Source organism: Aggregatibacter segnis (assembly GCF_003130075.1).
GTDB lineage: Bacteria > Pseudomonadota > Gammaproteobacteria > Enterobacterales > Pasteurellaceae > Aggregatibacter > Aggregatibacter segnis_A.
The window spans coordinates 42856-60959 of the sequence record NZ_NRCW01000001.1 but is presented as its reverse complement, the minus strand read 5'-3'; the positions used below and the strand labels follow the sequence as shown (position 1 = coordinate 60959).

At 42.5% G+C, this 18104-nt stretch carries 16 protein-coding genes and 1 tRNA gene; 9 read left to right on the top strand and 8 right to left on the bottom strand.

Translation table 11 applies throughout. The features are described 5' to 3' along the window. Nucleotides 1-19 precede the first annotated feature (19 nt). The 5 genes from DK415_RS00300 to DK415_RS00280 all read right to left on the bottom strand — a co-directional run bounded on the left by DK415_RS00300 (nucleotide 20) and on the right by DK415_RS00280 (nucleotide 7091). Nucleotides 20-586, bottom strand: coding sequence for an HK97 family phage prohead protease (locus DK415_RS00300; protein WP_109431943.1), 567 nt, complete (start codon nucleotides 584-586; stop codon nucleotides 20-22). A gap of 53 nt (nucleotides 587-639) precedes the next feature. Further along, nucleotides 640-1827: a phage major capsid protein gene (locus DK415_RS00295; protein ID WP_109431942.1), complete on the bottom strand. Its 1188-nt coding sequence runs from the start codon at nucleotides 1825-1827 to the stop codon at nucleotides 640-642. A gap of 474 nt (nucleotides 1828-2301) precedes the next feature. Further along, on the bottom strand, nucleotides 2302-5076 hold the full coding sequence (locus tag DK415_RS00290; RefSeq protein ID WP_109431941.1) for a TonB-dependent receptor domain-containing protein: 2775 nt from the start codon (nucleotides 5074-5076) through the stop codon (nucleotides 2302-2304). A gap of 319 nt (nucleotides 5077-5395) precedes the next feature. Further along, on the bottom strand, nucleotides 5396-6151 hold the full coding sequence (locus tag DK415_RS00285) for a DeoR/GlpR family transcriptional regulator (protein ID WP_109431940.1): 756 nt from the start codon (nucleotides 6149-6151) through the stop codon (nucleotides 5396-5398). Between the two features lie 64 nt (nucleotides 6152-6215). After that, nucleotides 6216-7091: a rhomboid family intramembrane serine protease gene (locus DK415_RS00280; protein WP_109431939.1), complete on the bottom strand. Its 876-nt coding sequence runs from the start codon at nucleotides 7089-7091 to the stop codon at nucleotides 6216-6218. Nucleotides 7092-7132: 41 nt separating this feature from the next. Here DK415_RS00280 and DK415_RS00275 point away from each other — a divergent pair, with 41 nt between their 5' ends. Then, nucleotides 7133-7447 (top strand): DUF5389 domain-containing protein, encoded by a 315-nt coding sequence (locus tag DK415_RS00275; RefSeq protein WP_109128229.1) that lies wholly within the window; start codon nucleotides 7133-7135, stop codon nucleotides 7445-7447. On the opposite strand, the gene glpE is transcribed toward DK415_RS00275, so the two are convergent. Continuing rightward, entirely contained in the window at nucleotides 7444-7770 is a 327-nt protein-coding gene (gene glpE / locus DK415_RS00270; RefSeq protein WP_109431938.1) for a thiosulfate sulfurtransferase GlpE, read from the bottom strand. The two genes, DK415_RS00275 and glpE, sit on opposite strands and share 4 nt — an antisense overlap. A gap of 391 nt (nucleotides 7771-8161) precedes the next feature. Between glpE and DK415_RS00265 the strand changes: the two genes are divergently transcribed. From DK415_RS00265 to serA, 6 genes are all read left to right on the top strand, one after another. After that, nucleotides 8162-8491 carry a ComEA family DNA-binding protein gene (locus tag DK415_RS00265; RefSeq protein WP_109431937.1) on the top strand — a complete coding sequence of 110 codons (330 nt, stop codon included), beginning with the start codon at nucleotides 8162-8164 and terminating at the stop codon, nucleotides 8489-8491. Nucleotides 8492-8612: 121 nt separating this feature from the next. Further along, nucleotides 8613-9212 carry an RdgB/HAM1 family non-canonical purine NTP pyrophosphatase gene (rdgB, locus tag DK415_RS00260; protein ID WP_109431936.1) on the top strand — a complete coding sequence of 200 codons (600 nt, stop codon included), beginning with the start codon at nucleotides 8613-8615 and terminating at the stop codon, nucleotides 9210-9212. Nucleotides 9213-9252: 40 nt separating this feature from the next. Beyond that, on the top strand, nucleotides 9253-9576 hold the full coding sequence (locus tag DK415_RS00255; protein WP_109431935.1) for a YbjQ family protein: 324 nt from the start codon (nucleotides 9253-9255) through the stop codon (nucleotides 9574-9576). Then, nucleotides 9576-10745, top strand: coding sequence for a radical SAM family heme chaperone HemW (gene hemW / locus DK415_RS00250; RefSeq protein ID WP_109431934.1), 1170 nt, complete (start codon nucleotides 9576-9578; stop codon nucleotides 10743-10745). Before DK415_RS00255 ends, hemW begins: the two co-directional genes overlap by 1 nt. Nucleotides 10746-10840: 95 nt before the next feature. Next, nucleotides 10841-11497: a ribose-5-phosphate isomerase RpiA gene (gene rpiA, locus DK415_RS00245; protein ID WP_109431933.1), complete on the top strand. Its 657-nt coding sequence runs from the start codon at nucleotides 10841-10843 to the stop codon at nucleotides 11495-11497. Between the two features lie 18 nt (nucleotides 11498-11515). Further along, nucleotides 11516-12748, top strand: coding sequence for a phosphoglycerate dehydrogenase (gene serA, locus DK415_RS00240; RefSeq protein ID WP_109431932.1), 1233 nt, complete (start codon nucleotides 11516-11518; stop codon nucleotides 12746-12748). Nucleotides 12749-12820: 72 nt separating this feature from the next. On the opposite strand, the gene DK415_RS00235 is transcribed toward serA, so the two are convergent. Further along, entirely contained in the window at nucleotides 12821-13462 is a 642-nt protein-coding gene (locus DK415_RS00235; protein ID WP_109431931.1) for a bifunctional 4-hydroxy-2-oxoglutarate aldolase/2-dehydro-3-deoxy-phosphogluconate aldolase, read from the bottom strand. Between the two features lie 31 nt (nucleotides 13463-13493). Beyond that, entirely contained in the window at nucleotides 13494-15242 is a 1749-nt protein-coding gene (gene dauA / locus DK415_RS00230) for a C4-dicarboxylic acid transporter DauA (protein WP_109431930.1), read from the bottom strand. Nucleotides 15243-15398: 156 nt separating this feature from the next. On the opposite strand from dauA, the gene DK415_RS00225 reads away from it, so the two are divergent. Together DK415_RS00225 and lon are read left to right on the top strand one after the other, a co-directional pair. After that, nucleotides 15399-15488, top strand: a tRNA-Ser gene (locus DK415_RS00225). Between the two features lie 193 nt (nucleotides 15489-15681). Then, on the top strand, nucleotides 15682-18099 hold the full coding sequence (lon, locus tag DK415_RS00220; protein ID WP_109431929.1) for an endopeptidase La: 2418 nt from the start codon (nucleotides 15682-15684) through the stop codon (nucleotides 18097-18099). Nucleotides 18100-18104 lie beyond the last annotated feature (5 nt).

Below are 18104 nucleotides of genomic sequence, written 5' to 3'. Positions count from 1 at the left end.
TCTGAACGGGTTCTACATATTACGCCTCCGCCACATCAAGCCACTGTTTCAAAAGTGCGGTGGATTTTCCTTGCGTTTTTCCCTTCGCGGTTGCCATTGAGCGTTTGGCAATCTCAACGCTACTTTCAGGATAGGCGGGAATACTTGTAACGGTGATTTCAAATAATTCCGCTTTGGCTACTGTGCGTTGACAAGGCTCTACATCAAAATTCCATGTTTCTTCTTTAGCCCAAAAGCCGAAAGACATCCCGCTAATATCGCCGCGTTCAACACTTACCAATAAATCACGCCCTAAGGTGGTATCAGGTGGCATTAATTCAAAACGTAAGCCTATTGTATCTTCTTCCAGTTTTAAGGTTCCCGCGCGGGTTCGCCCTAATAGTTTGGAATGATCGTGTTCAAATAATGCCCGTACATCGGCACCGCTGCTTAAACTTTCACTAAACGCATTCGCACTGAATTGTTCTACAAAATCGCAATAAAGCACTTCAGAAGGGCTGTCCCACTTCACCACATAGCCAACCAGTTTTTTATTCTCGCTGTCTGCGGTGATTTCGGATGAACGGATTTCAAATTCTTTATTCATACTTTCCCTTTTAACAAAAAGGGGGCTTAATTGCCCCCGTTGGAATTTGACGATTAAGCCGTAACTTCAATGAACTTGATTGCGTTACTATCTACCACGCCACCACCAAGATATTTATCGGTATGGACTTTATAGAAGCCCGGTTCGGTAATGTTATCAGGGCGGGTTCTTACGCCGGTTTCGTGATCTACAATGAAGTAACCGCGTTTGAAGTCACCAAAGGCAACTACCGGTTTATTGGCACCACTTGCCGGCATGGTTTCAAGGAAGTAAACCGGACGACCTAAAAGGGTAGAAGGCGCATCTACGGTTAAACCATCACGCCAAATAAAATCGCCGTTTTTGTTTTTGAGTTTTTGTAATGCCGCCGCAATTGTGGAAGACATCACCCAAACGGCATTTTTACGGTATTTGCTGTGTAAGGTGTAGAACAAATCAATGAGCGTATCGGCGGTGATTTTGTCGGCACCGGCAACGTCTAATTTTTGTAACTTACCAAAGGCGCGTACTTTGTCCGCTTCGGTAGAACGTTCATAGGATAAGAAGCCTTTTGATTTCTTCGTGCCGTCACCGCCGGTTAAATCGGTTTCTTCGGTTTCGGTGAAGCTTTCGGAAATTTCATCGGTCAACCAACCTAAAACATCAATACTGGAGAAGTCCAAGATTTCTTGAGTGGTTTTCGGATAAGCATAGATAGGGTTTAACGCAATGGTGACTTCATGGAGTTTCGGTGTGGCGGTGCCATTGCGTGCTTGACCTTCCTCACCATGGGCCACTACTGCACCACCGGCGGAAACAAGTTTTTTGTATTCTTTCGCACCAACCGGCAAGCGGACCACGTTACAAATTTGACGCATCACGCTATCATCGGTTAAGCGTTTCATTACGTCTTTATCCAATTGTGGGATCACGGTATAACCGCCATCTTCTTGACCGGTGGTGGAAAGATTTCGTAATTCACCCGTTTTAATGTAGTGGCGTAGTTCGTCATTGCTGAAGGTTTTACCGCGTGTTTCTACCGGCTTGCCTTTGTCGGCAATGTTACGTTCTTCATCGGCCACTGTTTCATAACGGGCGATTTCATCGCTCAATTGCTTAACCAAATCTTTCAACTTTTCAAAATCAACGTTTTCGGTTTCGGTCAATGAGCGGTTTTCTTGTTCCGCTTTGTCTAACATAGCGCGCATTGCTGCGACTTTTTCCGCTTTTTGTTGGCGTAGTTCTAACAGTTTTTTAAACATAGTTAATCCTTTTAAAATCATCTTAATTAAGACGGCTTATAAAAAGCCCATAGAACAATATATACACAAAAAACAGGAAGTAAATTGCTTAAAAATTAATAGTTTAGCTACGTTAGGATACGTTGAGTGGGTGAAATTTGATTGCTTGTTTTTTATACAAACATAGATAGGAAAATATAATTTAGATAGGATTTTTTATCTATTTTAAAGAGTGAACACTGGTGAATACCTAGTGAACACCTTATTCACTATATAACTATATGATAAATAAAGAAATATAATATATAGTGAACAGGTGAACACCTTTTTATATAATTTTGAATGTTGATAGAAATTAAATCTTTTTTCTCATTGGTTGTTCTTTAATGTAACCACGATAGTAACCACAGCATTTCAAGTAAAATCCAACACTTTGATAATTAAAGAATTATTTAATAATTTCAAGTCCTGTTGGGGCACCATCCTAAATTTCCTCTAAAATTGATAACTCAAGCTGAACACGATGGTTCGTCCTCTAGCATAGTTATTTAAAATAGATTGCGTTTTTCCACCATGGCCATCCGTATGGCATAATTCTCCCGGTGAGCAAGGCTGTGATGGTGCGCTACTTACGCTACTGTAATAACGTTGTGTTGCCGCATCATTACCGGCATCCAGCGGATCAATATACTTCTTATCAAACAGATTCTGAATTTCTGTTTTTAAAACCAGATTTTCAATCGGCTCATAACTGACATATAAATCAAAAATCAACGGTTGTTTTTCAATGGTTTCCGTTTCTTTAATTGCATGATGATGACGTCTTAATGCATTCTTCTCAAACGTTGTACCATCAATATATTTTTCCTCAATGGAGGCCCGTTTGCTTTCACCATAATAACGAACCGCTCCGCCAACCGTTAATTTTCGATCAAACCAACGGCTACCAAGTTCAAGGCGACCATAATCTCTTGGTAGAGCTGAAATTCGAGTCAAACCGTAACCTTGTTTTAAAATATCTTCTTTTGAAGCATTATTTGGACGAGGGCTGGCATCGCTATAATTCGTCGGCTGATTGGTTCGTTGATAAGCGTAAGATAGATTCGTAAAGAATCTGCCCATATCATAATTTAACTCTAATTCTACACCGCTCTTTTTCACCGTTTTAGCATAATTACGGTGTGCAATGGTAAATTGAAAACCGTTGCTTTCTGCCCAAGTAGGCACACCGCCTTGCCACCAGTCGCCCCAAACATTATGAATATAATTTTTAATGTAACTACGATACCCGACAACTTTTATTCCCAACACATCATCATTTTTCCAAATACCTTCCTTAAAGGTATTAAAACCCAATTGATAAGTCGAAGCGCGCTCCGGTTTCAAATCGGTATTGACGCCTGCATCAGAGACTTGAGAAAAATACATCTCTTGAATATTTGGCATGCGGTGCGTTCTGGCATAGCCCACGAAAGGCGCAAAGTAGTCATGAAGATGAGCGCTGAAAATCGCGGAATGGTTCATTGCTGTTTTGTGGCCTGCTCTTCTCTCTAAAGGTTCATAAATTTGACAACCGCCGTTAGGATCACAATATTTTTTATAAATTTGAGAATCCTTGCCAAAGGCTTTTTCAAAATCTTCAGGAGAATTATAGTAACCCGCGTATTCCCCGTTAAATTTATACTTGATCAAATTCACGCTGTAATCCAATCGATAGATATCGCGAGTCAGTGACGTATCTAAATAAAACGTATGAAATTTTTGTTCGCCGGAAGGGTGCAAAATACTCGATTTTTGTGGCAATAGCCCTTTTGAACCTTTATAACGTCCTAGGAAATCGTATAAACCGCCCTGCTGTGAAGAACCGTCGTAAAATAAACTAAGCTCTTCAGGGAATCGATTTTTGCTATATTCATTTTTGAAGAAGTTAAAGCCCAACGTGGTTTTTAAGTCCACTTCTTTCGGCAGAGTAAAAGTATAACTATTGCTTATATCAAAAATATCGGCGGCATTCTTCGTTTCTAAATGTTTCAATACTTCCCAGCCGGTAAAACGTGAACCTTTAGGATATTTTGATTTACCCACGTTATGCGCCAGCAATACATTCATATCAATATAACCATTATTATTGAAATTATAGTTCAGTTGATAGTTACGATTTTCAATTTTGCGAGTACCAATAGCATTATCCAAAGCACGTAATTGTAGATTTAACGTATGGCGATCATCAGCATACTCAAACTTGACTAAATGACTATGAGCGCTTTGACGAATACTGCTTGGATCCAATGGCGCCAAACGATATTGGTCGTTATTGCGCTCAAAAGCAGCGTTAGTTTCATCAATTTGTTTTTGTAATTCAGGAGAGTGTTCCGGATCCTGTAAAATTCGTCTTCGCTCCGCATTACGATAATAACTGCAAGGATAGGCCTCCGGTTGTGATGGTGTGGGTGCGTTACAAGCCCACATATTTTTATTCATATCCGGCATCCAACGGCCTTTAGCTTGATCAAACACAAACCCGGCTTCGGTAAATTGTTTATTTTTTTGTTGTTGCAAAAAGTCATCACCGACATCAGCGATTTTCTGACCACCTCCGCCGATTTTATAATCTTGCGACACTTCTCGACGGCTATATCCATATAACATGCCTACATAACCGCCGTTATCCAACCATTTTCGGGTGGCTGCCATCGCCATATAGTTGGATTTTGTTGCATTAGTTCCGGTCATTCCTTTGATAATAAAGCCTAGGCTCTTATCCCCTGAAATCACATCGTTGACACCCAACGTTCTGAAATTCGCCGAACCGTACAAGGAGTTCACACCGCTTGCCCCGCTAAAATTCCCCTTCGTTAAATCAATGCCGGCAATAAAATTCGGATCTAATGATGCCCCAAATTGCGAATTCCCGCCGGCTTGCCCGGAGTCCATCGATGTGGAATAAAATGTTTGTGTAATGCCATCCACCATGGTGTTTGCCCTGCCGAATCCCGTTTCTCCACGAATATTTAACGACAACACACCGGAGCCTTTATCCTGTTGGGTAAACGCCCCCGGCATACTCCGTACCACGTTATCAATGCTTTGCGTTTCTTTAAAAACATGCTCCCGCGTGCTTTTTGCTTTCGCTTCGGTAAACGGTTTTTTCTCATTGGTAATGATTTTTTCAACCACATCGATTTGGTCTAATTGTTCTTCGGCATAGGTAATATTGATAACATTTAAAAGACAAAATGTTATCAAGTTCAACTTGATAGATTTCTTCATTTTTTCTCCTCAGGTTCTTCATTATAATTTTATCAAATGATAAGCATTATCATTATTAATCAATTTATGGACAAATACAACATCATCATATTAAGATTTTTGCTAAAACGTATTTGCAACAAAATCAAAAAGATAAAAATCTTTGAATGCATAGATGATTAATAAATACACATATTTATCTATTTAACAAGACACCTTATTTTATTCTGAAAAATAAGTGTCGCGCAAATAAAAAATAAAGAAGAGAAAAGACAAAAAAAGTGCGGTGATTTTTCACCGCACTTTTATGCCGAAAATGAAGGAAAAAGGTGTTTAAGATCTAGCAAACCACAAGGTTCACATTCTTATTTTTTAATAATTCATCAATGCTTGGCGGAACATCCGAGTCGGTGAAGACATATTCCACATCCGTAATAGAACCCAGTTTGACCATCGCGCGTCGACTAAACTTAGAATGGTCTGTTACTAACAAGGTATTACGCGAATTTTCAATGATCGCACGTTTTACTTGCACTTCATGATAATCGTAATCCAACAACGTACCGTCCAAATCAATGGCGCTGATACCTAAGATCCCAAAATCCAAACGGAACTGTGATAAAAACTCCACCGTTGACTCACCAATAATGCCGCCGTCTTGACGCAAAGACCCACTGGCGATGGTGATATCAAAAGAGTCATTTTGCATGAGAATATGTGCCGCGTTGAGGTTATTGGTCACAATACGCAGTTTTTGATGGGCTAATAAGGCAAAGGCAACCGCTTCAGAGGTCGTACCGATATCAATAAACAGTGAAGCGCCGTTAGGAATAAGCTGCACCACTTGATTAGCAATGCGATTTTTTTCTTGAGAGAAAAAGTGTTTGCGATCGTGATAATCGCTATTTTCCGCAGTAGAAGGTGATGCTGCGCCACCATGATGACGGCGAATCACGTTCGCTTCTGCCAGTTCATTTAAATCACGTCGAATTGTTTGGGGGCTCACATCAAATAACGCCACCAACTCATCTGTACTTAAATATCCTTTTTGTTTAACCAATTCGACAATTTTTTGATGACGAAGAGATTGTCTCATGTGTATTCCTTAGTTGTTAAAATAACACTTCGGGCTGTTAATTTATCTTATTTTTACTCGAAGATCACGACTTTACGCGAATATTTCGATCCAAAAACGCCACTAACATTCCCACCAATAAACCGGAAATATGCGCTGTGTTGCCAATATTGATATCCACTAACGGGCCGGCAAAACCGAGCAAAATCCCCACCACTAACATATAAAAAAAGCCATCCGGCACTTCAAAATCGGTTTGCTTATTCAATTTATCCAATACAAACACATAGCCCAACACGGCATATACCACACCTGATAAACCGAAAAATGCCGGTCCGCTTGCGACGTTTTGCGCCACGCCGGTAATTACACCGGCAAGTAAATAAATCTGAAGTAATTTAATGCTCCCTAACTGCCGTTCAATCGCTCCACCAAAAATCCACCACCAGGTGAGATTAAACAGAATATGCATATTGGATAAATGCACCAACGTATGGCTGAGATAACGCCAAATCTCGTCTTCTTGCTCCGGTTCAGCCGGGAAATGGGAGAGTAATAAAAGCGGTTCGGCAAAGCCTAAAAACATCAAAAGGTAAATCAAGGCACAAAGTGCGGTCAGAAATACGGTTATTTTTTGCTGTTGGAAATAAGATAAAAAAGAAAAGCGGCTATTTGCCTGAGAGTTAGCGGAAGGCACTTCATGAGGAACATTGATCGGACTGACACCGTTTTGCCACGCTTGTGCATTTTTTCGTTCCAGCCATTCTGTTAGAAAAACCTCTGTTTCCTGTTCAATCGAAAAAAAGTGCGGTGTGTTTTCCGACAGAAAAACATCATAGACCGCCTTGCCCTGCGCATTCCGGTTTTCTTCAACAAGCACGTCCGCGTGATATTTCGTACGAATATGCGCCTGAAAATCACGCACTAAGTCAGGGATTTCACTACCAAACAAATGCTGCATTTGCTATATTCCTTTTCCAAAATTTAATCGACGGAGAAAAAATGAGAAATTCAAATTTGCCTCAGGGATTTAGCCCGTTCAGTTGGGCAATTGCTCTCTTTTGTTTGCCTATTTTACTTTGGCCTTTGGCACAATTGGTTTCACCGCATTTATTGAATAATCCGCACCTCAGCGACATTCAAGTCCGCGTCATGTCAATTTTTCTCTGGTGTTATCCATTGGCATTAGTCATCCTAGCGCGGATTTTTTATCGACTACATCAACGTAAACCGGCTTTTGCACGTCGAGGTTTAGCCTTAAGTGCGGTCATATTTTACGGCGTTTTAGGTTATATCATCGCCGTTGGATTTAATTAATATGCCGTTTCCAGCGGTAAGTTAGCGTCCACCCAAGCGGCGAATCCGCCCTGCACACTATAAACCTTTTCATAGCCACGTTGCAGTAAAAACGTGGCAACACTGCGACTGCTCACGCCATGATAGCAACTCACCAAAATCGGCTGATCGTAGTCATATTCCGCTTCAAAATCCGGCCAAGTGTGTTCTGTTAAATTCACTGCACCTTGAGCATGAGAATAACTGAAGCGCGCAGAATCCCGCACATCCGCCAACACGGCATTTTCATCCTTTTGTAACATTTCCCACGCTTGTTGTGGCGTGATTTCAATAAAATCTGTCATAACATTTTATTCATTAATACGTATTGAAGCTTATGTCGTAAGGTATTTAGCCGTATATATCAACAACGATGTTTAAGCACTACCTTTCACCATAAAGTAAAAATAGTAACGATTGACTTACGAATAAACGATTTTCTTCCAAATATCAGTATAAAAGGTGGGCAAAATTAACCTTTTTCAGCCAAAAACTCAACGTTTTTTTAACAAATAAAATAGCGTTCAAAATCCTCACCTCAGACAAAACCGCCCCTATTTCTACCTCACTTTTTTTGTTTTGCGATCAAGCTCCCAAAAGTGCGGTCGTTTTCTCGTGCATTTTTTCGATTTTCGGCAAAGTACGCCCGTTGATTAATTCAACGTGTATTTAACTTTAGTCTGAAAAGGAATCACTATGAAAGTAATGAAACATCTTTTGGCTTCTCTGTTCGTGTTAGGAACGGTGTTTACCGGCACTGCCATGGCAGCAGAAAAGGCGGCAGAACCAGCAGCGCAAACAGAGCAACCAGCCGCAACGACCACCGTTAGCCAGAAAGTCAACATCAACACCGCCTCCGCCGCTGAAATTCAAAAAGCGCTTGTGGGTATCGGGGCGAAAAAAGCGGAAGCCGTTGTGCAATACCGTGAAAAACACGGCGCGTTTAGTGCTATCGAGCAATTATTAGAAGTGCAAGGCATCGGCAAAGCTACGCTCGAAAAAAATCGCGATCGCATCGCACTGTAATCTCTCTCCTCTACTTTGTTTTTATGTAAGACGAGGCAATGCGCCTCGTCTTTTTTATTGGGTGCGTTATAATACGAGGCATTTTTCAACCGTACTTCACAAAACAAGTAAGAGAGCAAGCATGAAACAAAAAATTATTTTAGCCACCGGCAATCAGGGAAAAGTCAGAGAAATGGCAGATGTGTTAGCCAATTTCGGTTTTGAGGTTATCGCCCAAACCGACTTAGGCATCGACAGCCCGGAAGAAACCGGTCTGACCTTCGTAGAAAACGCCATTTTAAAAGCCCGCTATGCAGCGGAAAAATCCGGTTTACCGGCGATTGCAGACGATTCCGGCTTAGTGGTTGACGCGTTAAACGGCGCGCCGGGCTTATATTCCGCACGTTATGCCGGCGTAGATGGTGAACAGGCTGATGCGAAAAATCGTGAAAAATTGTTAGCGGAATTGGCGAATGTGCCAACCGAGCACCGCAGTGCGCAATTTGTTAGCACCATCGTCTTATTACAACACCCAACCGATCCGTCTCCGATTATTGCGCAAGGCGCATGTCACGGTGTCATTACTTTTGAAGAAAAAGGCGACAATGGCTTTGGTTATGACTCACTCTTTTTCAGCCCGGAGACAGGTTGTACCTTTGCCGAACTGGAAACTGCCGAGAAAAAGAAAATTTCCCACCGAGCCCGTGCATTAGCCGTACTTAAAGCCAAATTGGGCGCCTAAAGTGCGGTCAGTTTTCACAATGAATTTTAAAAAGTAAAAGATGATTATTACCACCACGCCTCACATCGAAGGCAAACAAATTGTCGAATATAAACAACTGGTGTTCGGCGAAGTGGTTGCCGGTTCGAATTTTATCCGCGACTTTTTTGCCGGCATTACCGACATTATCGGTGGACGCTCCGGCATGTATGAATCGCGCATTACCAAATCGCGCAAAGAAGCATTAGATGAAATGCAAAAAAACGCCCACGCATTAGGCGCTAATGCCGTTGTGGGCGTAGAAGTCAATTACACCACCATCACCTCCGATGCCAAAAGCATGTTTATGATTGTGGCAAGCGGTACCGCGGTGGTCGTTCGCTAATGATAACACCGCCGTTAAATCCGTTGCGGTTACCACCGCTGAGTTTATACATTCATATTCCCTGGTGTGTGCAAAAATGCCCGTATTGCGATTTCAACTCGCATGCGCAAAAAGGCGCCATTCCCGAGCAGGAATATGTGCGTCATTTACTTGCCGATTTAACGGCGGATTTATCACGTTATCAGGAAAGCGTGCAACAGCGCCCATTACATTCTATTTTTATCGGTGGCGGTACACCGAGCCTGTTTAGCGCAGAAAATATCGCATTTTTATTACATCAAATCGAGCAACGCATTGCTTTTGCACCTCATATTGAAATTACCCTCGAAGCCAATCCTGGTACGGCTGAAGCCGAACGTTTTTTAGGTTATGTACAAGCCGGCGTCAATCGTATTTCTATGGGCATTCAAAGTTTTTCCGATGAAAAATTGCAAAAACTCGGGCGCATTCATAATGCTGCCGAGGCGAAAAGTGCGGTAGGTTTTGCCCGTGTTTCTTCTCTGCGTAGTTTTAATTTGGATTTAATGCACGGTTTACCCAACCAAACATTAAACGAAGCCTTAGATGATTTACATCAAGCCATTGAACTGGCACCGCCGCATTTGTCTTGGTATCAGCTCACCATCGAGCCGAATACGATGTTTGCCTACCGTCCACCGAAATTGCCTGATGACGACGAGTTGTGGGATATTTTTGAGCAAGGCCATCAGTTATTAACGGCTGCGGGCTATCAACAATATGAAACTTCAGCCTACGCCAAACCGGGCTTTCAGTGCCAACACAATTTAAATTATTGGCGCTTCGGCGATTATCTTGCCATTGGTTGCGGTGCACACGGCAAACTCAGTTTTCCAAACGGGAAAATTTTGCGTTACAGCAAAACCAACCACCCAAAAGGCTACATGCGTGGCGAATATTTATATGAAGAACGGGACGTCAGCGCTGAAGATCGCCCTTTTGAATTCTTTATGAATCGTTTTCGCTTGTTGGAAGCCGTGCCGAAAGGTGAATTTGAACAATTCACCGGCTTGTCATTAAGTGCGGTAGATAAGACGATGGCTTGGGCGCTGGATCAAAAATTCATCACGGAAACCGACCTCACTTGGCAAGTCACCGAGCATGGAAAACTGTTTTTAAACGAGCTATTAGAAGCCTTTTTGCCGGAATAACGTATCTCTACTTGTTTATGCCAAGGAAACTGATTAAAGTAAACGCAATCGTTTACGCGATTTAACCGCGTAATTTTGTGATGTAAGGAGAAAAAATGAATCAACTTGAAATGAAAAAAATCGCCGCGCAAGCGGCTTTGCAATTTGTGAAGCCGGATATGATCGTGGGCGTGGGTAGCGGTTCGACCGTGAATTGTTTTATCGAAGCCTTGGGAACGCTAAAAGATCAAATTAAAGGCGCTGTAGCAGCGTCGAAAAATTCAGAAGAACTCCTCCGCCAGCAAGGTATTGAAGTTTTCAGCACGAATGACGTTTCCAGTTTAGATATTTATGTGGATGGCGCGGATGAAATCAATCCACAAAAAATGATGATCAAAGGCGGCGGCGCGGCATTGACCCGTGAAAAAATTGTGGCTGCACTTGCAAAAAATTTCATCTGCATCGTGGATAGCAGCAAACAAGTGGATGTGTTAGGCTCAACCTTCCCATTACCGATTGAAGTCATCCCAATGGCGCGTTCACAGGTGGCACGTAAATTAGTCACACTTGGCGGCGCACCGGAATACCGCGAAGGCGTCGTGACCGATAACGGCAACATCATTCTAGACGTACATAATTTTGCTATTATGAATCCGGTGGAAATGGAAAAAGAATTAAATAACATTGCAGGCGTCGTTACTAACGGCGTATTCGCTTTACGCCCGGCAAACACCGTGATTGTCGGCACACCGGAAGGTGCAAAAATCATTTAAAAATAATCGGAGACAAATATGACATCAAAAGTTTCATTAGATAAAAATAAAATCAAATTTGTGTTGTTGGAAGGAGTTCACCAAAGCACTCTAGACACCTTGCACGCCGCAGGTTACACCAACATTGATTACTACAAAAAAGCGTTAGACGGCGATGAACTCAAAGAAGCCATCAAAGATGCCCACTTTATCGGCTTACGTTCGCGCACCCATTTAACTGAAGAAATGATCGCAGCCGCACCGAAATTGATCGCCATCGGCTGTTTCTGTATCGGCACCAACCAAGTAGATTTGAACGCAGCGAAAATACGCGGTATTCCAGTCTTTAATGCACCGTTCTCCAATACGCGTTCTGTGGCGGAATTAGTGTTAGGTGAAATCCTATTATTAATGCGCAACATTCCGCAAGCCAATGCCGATGTGCACCGTGGTTTATGGAATAAATCGGCGGTGGGTTCACACGAAGTACGAGGCAAAAAATTAGGGATCGTGGGTTACGGCCATATCGGTTCACAACTCAGTATTATTGCTGAATCCATGGGTATGGATGTTCACTTCTATGACATTGAAAACAAACTGCCTCTTGGCAACGCCAAACAAGTTCGTAGCTTGGAAGAATTGCTCGGTTCTTGCGATGTCATTTCCCTGCACGTACCTGAATTGCCATCTACCCGCAACTTAATCAGCGCAGAACGTATTGCCCAATTAAAACAAGACGCCATTCTGATTAACGCGGCACGCGGAACCGTTGTGGACATTGACGCGTTAGCCAAAGCATTAGAAGAAGGCAAAATACGCGGTGCGGCAATCGACGTATTCCCGGAAGAACCGGCATCCATTAACGAAGAATTTATTTCACCGTTACGCAAATTCGATAATGTGATCTTAACGCCGCACATCGGTGGTTCTACCGCTGAAGCACAAGAAAATATTGGATTTGAAGTCGCCGGTAAATTTGTGAAATATTCCGACAACGGCTCAACCTTATCTTCCGTTAACTTCCCGGAAGTGTCTCTACCGGAACACGAAGGCTCCAAACGCTTGTTGCACATTCACGAAAACCGCCCGGGTATCTTGACCAAAATCAACCAAATTTTCGTTGAGGCAAATGTTAATATCGCTGCGCAATATTTACAGACCGATCCGAAAATCGGCTATGTTGTAATTGATGTGGAAACCGACGATTCCGCACTATTGATCGATAAATTGCGTCATATTGAGGGCACAATTCGCACACGCGTGTTGTTCTAAAAATAAAATAAAAAAAGTGCGGTGGATTTTGAACCTGTTTTTAAACCCACCGCACTTTTTTGTTACCTTTAACTAGGAATTAACCCATTCCACAACATCTTTCGTTAATCGCCCAATTTCCTGCCAATTTTTCGCATTAATCAGATTCTTCTCAACAAACCAAGAACCACCACATGCCAATACATTTGGAATCGCCAAATACTCCTTAATATTCTGGAACCCAATACCTCCTGTAGGCATGATGTCTAACTGAGAATAAGGCCCCAACAAGGCTTTGATCATTTTTACTCCACCCGAAGCCTCCGCCGGAAAGAATTTCACGGTTTCGATCCCCATGTCTAATGCCGCTTCAATAGCCATCGGATTATTCACTCCCGGCGTGATCGGGAAGTCTAAATCTTGGCATAATTGCACAATTTTCGGATTAAACCCCGGTGTGACCACAAAATCAGCACCACTGTTTTTCGCGGCGACGACCTGCTCGGGGGTTAATACCGTCCCTGCGGCAATCAAAAAATCAGGTCGTTGTTGGCGCAGTAAACGGATGGCTTCCGCAGCGGCTGGCGAACGAAATGTAATTTCCGCTACCGGTAAACCATTGTTTGCTAACGTATCTGCCAGTGGCAAAATATCTTCTGCTCGATCCAAGGCAATCACCGGCACGACTTTAAGTTCGCGAAGTTGCTCGGTAATTTGGGCTAACGTCAAAGACATACTCTCTCCTTTTTTATCTTTTATTATCCGGCTAGTGTTTAATTTCAATGCCTTCGAACTCCCGAATTTTATTCAGCGCCTCCGCCAAATCCGCCGTGAAATTAATTTTTTTAATTTCCGGCAAGCTACCGGATTTCACGATAGTACGTAACGGTTGGAACTGCATATTGCACATATAAAGCTGTTGATGTGGAAGCATATGTTGCACAAAACGCGTAAGTGCGTGAATCCCTCCGGTATCCAATACCGTCACCGCATCACATTGTAAAACAATGTGTTTAATTTCGTGGTCGGTGTGTACGGTCTTATCATGTAAATCAGCAAACAAATTATCCGCTGCAGCGAAAAAGAGCGGTCCACTAATACGATAAATTAAGACATCGTTCAAATCCTCCGGCACAGCAATACTGATGGATTTAGTCATTTCAGCGATGGTGCGAATAAACAGCAAGCTTGCCAACAATACGCCCACAGAAATGGCGATCACCATATCGAATAACACGGTCAACACCAAGCAAACCAATAACACGGTGATTTCATTACGTCCGGAGCGACGAATTAACTGAATAATTTGTGGCAAGTCCGCCATGTGCCAGGCCACCACCAGCAATAACGCTGCCATAGACGACAACGGCAAATAAGAAAGCGCCGGCGCAAAAAATAACAGGGCAAACAACACTAATAGCGCATGCATCACACCGGAAAGTGGTGACACCGCACCGGATTTAACGTTAACGGCTGAACGAGCAATTGCCGCAGTGGCCGTTATACCACCGAAGAACGGGGAGGCGATGTTGCCTAAACCTTGCGCCAATAATTCGTTATTGGAATGGTGCTTAGTATCCGTCATGTTATCTAACACAACAGCACATAAGAGAGATTCAATGGCACCTAAAACCGCCATGGAAAAAGCGGCTGGAAGTAGGCGTTGGATAGTATCGAAATTCCAGTCAATGACGTTGCCATGAAGATCGGGAATATTCCACGGCAGTACAAATTCAGGCAAAACATTTGGAATACCAAAACCGGTGCTACCATCAGAAAGCGTGTATTGGAATTCGGTTCCGATCGTCGCCACAGAAAAACCGAAATGAGTTAAGCCTAAAGATAACAACGTGGCAATAATGACTGCCGGTAAATGACCCGGAATCGGTAAACGAAGTTTATGCCATTGGGTTAATACGATGAGTGTGATAATGCCAACCGCAGTATCTGCCCAGCTGATACTTGGAAATGCGGTCAAAATAACTTGTACTTTTTCAAGGTAATGAGAAGGTATTTTTTCAATGCTTAAACCGAGAAAATCCTTAATTTGCAACGTGGCAATTACAATACCGATTCCCGATGTAAAACCGAGTGTCACCGGCAACGGGATATATTCAATTAGTCGCCCTAAACGGAACAGCGCCATTAATACTAAAATAATGCCCGACAATAATGTCGCCATCAACAAGCCGCTTAGCCCGAATTGTTGCGTCACAGGATATAAAATCACCACAAACGCCGCGGTAGGCCCAGAAATATTAAAACGCGATCCGCCGGTTAATGCAATAATCATCCCGGCAATAATCGCTGTGTATAGACCGTGTTGCGGCGGCACACCACTGGCAATCGCCAATGCCATGGAAAGCGGAATAGCAATAATCCCCACAGTCAAACCGGCAATAATGTCTTTAACCAAATGACGCGAGGTATAACCCGAGCGAAAGCTGTCTTTCAACGCACTGAAAGGTTTCACCGCAAGAAACACATTTTTAGAAAGAAACCATTTTTTTAACATAATTCATAATCGTAGATGAGAAATTGAATGGAATAACCATGAGTGGATGCTTATTTTACCTGATTATTGGCGAAATTTTTATCGTCTGATGGGGCAAATCACAAAAATACTTGACGAGGCTCAATGAAATCCTTATAGTTCGCACGTCCTAATCACGGTGAGATGTCCGAGTGGTTGAAGGAGCACGCCTGGAAAGCGTGTATGTGGGAAACTGCATCGAGGGTTCGAATCCCTCTCTCACCGCCATTCTTAATGAATTTTCTTTTTTAATCTTTATTTGTTCCAATCTATTTCAGTTATACTGAGCAACATTTTCAACAATAAAAACACGTTAAAAAATCACCGCACTTTTATGTGTTGGCATCTCCTTTTGATGCTTGAATTTACGGAATCCACCCCAATATTAGGCGAAATCAGCGGAATTTAGATAAGAGAGTACATGATGAGAGCAAAAAAATCAGAATTACAAACCATACCGGTATTGCCATTGCGCGATGTCGTCGTGTTTCCTTTTATGGTCATGCCGTTATTTGTAGGCAGACCAAGATCCATTAGCAGCCTTGATGATGCCATGAATAATGGCAAACAGTTGTTATTGGTTTCGCAAAAACAGGCAGAATTAGAAGAACCGTCCATTGACGATTTATATGATGTCGGTACCATTGCCAATATTATCCAATTGCTCAAACTTCCTGATGGCACCGTGAAAGTGTTAGTGGAAGGACAACAGCGTGCCAAAATTCATCAAATTGAAGATTCCGGTGAACATTTTCAAGCACAGGTAGAGCCGCTTAATAGCACGCTTGGTAATAAAAAAGAATTACAAGTTGTTCACAAAGCCGCCTTAGATGAATTCCAAAACTATGTGAATTTGAACAAGAAAGTACAGCCGGATATTCTTTCCGCACTTCAACAAATTGAAAATTTGGAACAATTAAGTGACACCTTAGCCTCCCATTTACCGGTTTCCGTTGCCCAAAAACAAACCGTATTAGAAATGACCAATGTAGTGGAACGTTTTGAGTATTTGCTGGGTTTAATGCAGTCCGAAGCGGATCTATTACAGGTGGAAAAACGCATTCGTAGTCGCGTGAAAAAACAAATGGAAAAAAGTCAGCGCGATTATTACTTAAACGAACAAATTAAAGCCATTCAAAAAGAACTTGGCGAAGAAGAAAATGCGATAAGTGAAATTGAACAGCTTCGTCAAAAAATTGAAGAGGCAAGAATGCCTTTGGAAGCACGTGAAAAAGCCGAAGCTGAATTGCAAAAACTGAAAATGATGTCGCCAATGTCGGCTGAAGCCACTGTTGTGCGCAGTTATATTGACTGGATGATTCAAGTGCCTTGGCATAAACGCACCAAAGTGAAAAAAGATCTCGCTAAAGCACAAGACATTTTAGATGCCGATCACTATGGTTTGGAGCGCGTGAAAGAGCGTATTTTGGAATACCTTGCCGTGCAAACCCGTTTAAATCAATTAAAAGGGCCAATTCTTTGCTTGGTAGGCCCTCCTGGTGTCGGTAAAACCTCTTTAGGACAATCTATTGCCAATGCAACAGGGCGTAAATATGTGCGTATGGCATTAGGCGGCGTGCGTGATGAAGCAGAAATTCGTGGTCACCGTAAAACCTATATTGGTTCCTTGCCGGGCAAATTGATTCAAAAAATGGCCAAAGTTGGTGTAAAAAACCCGCTCTTTTTGTTAGATGAAATCGACAAAATGTCTTCTGATATGCGTGGCGATCCGGCTTCTGCTTTATTAGAGGTATTGGATCCGGAACAAAACGCCCATTTCAACGATCATTATTTGGAAGTGGACTACGATTTATCCGATGTCATGTTTGTGGCAACCTCAAACTCCATGCACATTCCAACGCCATTATTAGATCGTATGGAAGTGATTCGTTTATCCGGTTATACGGAAGATGAAAAACTGAATATCGCCACGCGCCATTTGATCAACAAACAAATGGAGCGCAACGGGCTAAAAACCGGAGAATTAACCATTGATGACAGCGCGATTGTGGATATTATCCGCTATTACACTCGTGAAGCCGGTGTGCGTAATTTAGAACGTGAAATTTCAAAAATCTGCCGTAAAGCCGTAAAAACGTTACTGTTAGATAAGAAATTAAAATCCATCAAAGTGACGGCGAAAAATCTACACGATTATCTTGGCGTGAAACGCTTTGAATTTGGTCGTGCAGGTACGCAAAATCGTGTTGGCGAAGTCACTGGTTTGGCATGGACGGAAGTCGGCGGCGATTTACTGACGATTGAAACCGCCTCAGTACTAGGGAAAGGTAAACTCAGTTACACAGGCTCCTTGGGGGATGTGATGAAAGAATCCATTCAAGCGGCAATGACTGTCGTACGCGCTCGTGCAGATAAATTAGGTATTAATCCGGAATTCCACGAAAAACGCGATATTCATATTCACGTTCCGGACGGTGCGACACCAAAAGACGGCCCGAGCGCAGGGATTGCCATGTGCACCGCATTGGTATCCTGCTTAACCGGTAATCCGGTGAAATCGGAAGTCGCGATGACGGGTGAAATCAGCCTGCGCGGCAAAGTATTGCCAATTGGCGGTTTAAAAGAAAAATTACTGGCAGCCCACCGTGGTGGCATTAAAACGGTGATTATTCCAAAAGATAATGTGAAAGATTTGGAAGAGATTCCGGAAAACGCCAAACGTGATTTGAACATTCACGCGGTAGAAACCATCGATGAAGTGTTAACTATTGCATTGGAAAATCCGCCAAGCGGTGTTGAGTTTGTCAAACTTGAACCGATTTCTGCGGTGAAAAGCAGTCGTCGTAAGAAAAGTATTTCTCCAAGTGCGGTCAATTAATTAAA

Bases quoted from the DNA above. Each gene is read 5' to 3' on its own strand.
- DK415_RS00300 (WP_109431943.1), bottom strand. From the start codon at position 586: ATGAATAAAGAATTTGAAATCCGTTCATCCGAAATCACCGCAGACAGC.
- DK415_RS00295 (WP_109431942.1), bottom strand. From the start codon at position 1,827: ATGTTTAAAAAACTGTTAGAACTACGCCAACAAAAAGCGGAAAAAGTC.
- DK415_RS00290 (WP_109431941.1), bottom strand. From the start codon at position 5,076: ATGAAGAAATCTATCAAGTTGAACTTGATAACATTTTGTCTTTTAAAT.
- DK415_RS00285 (WP_109431940.1), bottom strand. From the start codon at position 6,151: ATGAGACAATCTCTTCGTCATCAAAAAATTGTCGAATTGGTTAAACAA.
- DK415_RS00280 (WP_109431939.1), bottom strand. From the start codon at position 7,091: ATGCAGCATTTGTTTGGTAGTGAAATCCCTGACTTAGTGCGTGATTTT.
- DK415_RS00275 (WP_109128229.1), top strand. From the start codon at position 7,133: ATGAGAAATTCAAATTTGCCTCAGGGATTTAGCCCGTTCAGTTGGGCA.
- glpE (WP_109431938.1), bottom strand. From the start codon at position 7,770: ATGACAGATTTTATTGAAATCACGCCACAACAAGCGTGGGAAATGTTA.
- DK415_RS00265 (WP_109431937.1), top strand. From the start codon at position 8,162: ATGAAAGTAATGAAACATCTTTTGGCTTCTCTGTTCGTGTTAGGAACG.
- rdgB (WP_109431936.1), top strand. From the start codon at position 8,613: ATGAAACAAAAAATTATTTTAGCCACCGGCAATCAGGGAAAAGTCAGA.
- DK415_RS00255 (WP_109431935.1), top strand. From the start codon at position 9,253: ATGATTATTACCACCACGCCTCACATCGAAGGCAAACAAATTGTCGAA.
- hemW (WP_109431934.1), top strand. From the start codon at position 9,576: ATGATAACACCGCCGTTAAATCCGTTGCGGTTACCACCGCTGAGTTTA.
- rpiA (WP_109431933.1), top strand. From the start codon at position 10,841: ATGAATCAACTTGAAATGAAAAAAATCGCCGCGCAAGCGGCTTTGCAA.
- serA (WP_109431932.1), top strand. From the start codon at position 11,516: ATGACATCAAAAGTTTCATTAGATAAAAATAAAATCAAATTTGTGTTG.
- DK415_RS00235 (WP_109431931.1), bottom strand. From the start codon at position 13,462: ATGTCTTTGACGTTAGCCCAAATTACCGAGCAACTTCGCGAACTTAAA.
- dauA (WP_109431930.1), bottom strand. From the start codon at position 15,242: ATGTTAAAAAAATGGTTTCTTTCTAAAAATGTGTTTCTTGCGGTGAAA.
- lon (WP_109431929.1), top strand. From the start codon at position 15,682: ATGATGAGAGCAAAAAAATCAGAATTACAAACCATACCGGTATTGCCA.